The sequence below is a fragment of the Maritimibacter sp. 55A14 genome (assembly GCF_003122205.1).
In the GTDB taxonomy this organism is placed as follows: Bacteria; Pseudomonadota; Alphaproteobacteria; order Rhodobacterales; family Rhodobacteraceae; genus QEYE01.
The window spans coordinates 1-1,802 of sequence record NZ_QEYE01000057.1 but is presented as its reverse complement, the minus strand read 5'-3'; the positions used below and the strand labels follow the sequence as shown (position 1 = coordinate 1,802).

General features: G+C 69.3%; 1 protein-coding gene. It reads left to right on the top strand.

Features of this window, described 5'->3' with window-relative positions; all coding sequences use genetic code 11:
- Positions 1 to 1,802, top strand: a 1,802-nt coding sequence (gene acs / locus DDZ14_RS19140) for an acetate--CoA ligase (RefSeq protein WP_109426566.1), incomplete at both ends; no start/stop codon positions are given.

The window sequence follows — 1,802 nt, the reverse complement described above, 5'->3', positions numbered from 1 at the left end:
GAGGGGTTCTGGGGCGAGGCTGGGGGGCGTCTGGACTGGATGCGGCCCTACGGGACGGTGAAGAACACGAGCTTCGCCTATCCGGACGTGTCGATCAGGTGGTTCGAGGACGGCACGCTCAATGTCTGCGCCAATTGCGTGGACCGGCATCTGGAGACGCGCGGTGCGCAGACCGCGATCATCTGGGAGCCCGACGATCCCGGCGACGCGGCGCGGCACATCACCTATGCGGAGCTGCACGGCCATGTCTGCCGGATGGCGAATGTGCTCAAGGATCTGGGCGTGGGCCGGGGCGACCGGGTGGTGATCTACCTGCCGATGATCCCGGAGGCGGCCTATGCGATGCTGGCCTGCGCGCGGATCGGGGCGATCCATTCGGTGGTCTTCGCGGGCTTCTCGCCCGACGCGCTGGGCAACCGGGTCAACGATAGCGACGCCAAGCTGGTGATCACCGCCGACGAGGCGCCGCGCGGCGGGCGCAAGACGGCGCTCAAGGCCAATACCGACGCGGCGCTGCTGCACGCCACCCACGACCCCAAGGTGCTGGTGGTCAGGCGCACCGGCGGCCAGACCACCTGGGTGGAGGGGCGCGACTTCGACTATGGCGCGCTGGCCGCGGCGGCCTCCGCCGACTGCCCGCCCGAGGAGATGGGGGCCGAGGACCCGCTCTTCATCCTCTACACCTCCGGCTCGACCGGCAAGCCCAAGGGCGTGGTGCATACATCCGGCGGCTACCTGCTCTATGCCGCGATGACGCAGGAGCTGGTCTTCGACTACCACGCCGGCGACATCTTCTGGTGCACCGCGGATGTGGGCTGGGTCACCGGCCACAGCTACATCGTCTACGGGCCGCTGGCCAACGGCGCCACGACGCTGATGTTCGAGGGCGTGCCGACCTGGCCGGACGCGGCGCGGTTCTGGGAGGTCTGCGAGAAGCACGGGGTCAACCAGTTCTACACCGCGCCCACCGCGATCCGCGCGCTGATGGGTCAGGGCCGCGAGTTCGTGGACCGCTGCGACCTCTCCAGCCTCAAGGTGCTGGGCACGGTGGGCGAGCCGATCAACCCGGAGGCCTGGAACTGGTATAACGAGGTGGTGGGCCAGGGCCGCCGCCCGATCGTCGACACCTGGTGGCAGACCGAGACCGGCGGGCACATGATCACGCCGCTGCCCGGCGCCATCGCGGCCAAGCCGGGCTCGGCCACGCGCCCCTTCTTCGGCGTGCAGCCGGTGGTGCTGGACCCCGAGAGCGGCACGCCCGTCGAGACGACCGAGGCCGAGGGCGTGCTCGCCATCGCCGACAGCTGGCCGGGGCAGATGCGCACCGTCTGGGGCGACCACAAGCGGTTCGTGTCGACCTATTTCGAGCAGTACAAGGGCTATTACTTCTCCGGCGACGGCTGCCGGCGCGACGCCGACGGCTATTACTGGATCACCGGGCGCGTCGACGACGTGATCAACGTCTCCGGCCACCGCATGGGCACGGCGGAGGTCGAGAGCGCGCTCGTGGCCCATGCCAAGGTCGCCGAGGCCGCGGTGGTGGGCTACCCGCACGACATCAAAGGCCAGGGCATCTATGCCTATGTCACGCTGATGGCCGGCGAGACGCCCTCCGACGAGTTGCGCCGCGAACTGGAGAAATGGGTCCGCACCGAGATCGGCCCGATCGCCAGGCCCGACCTCATCCAGTGGGCCCCCGGCCTGCCCAAGACCCGGTCCGGCAAGATCATGCGCCGCATCCTGCGCAAGATCGCCGAAAACGACCACGCCTCCCTCGGCGACACATCCACCCTCGCAGACCC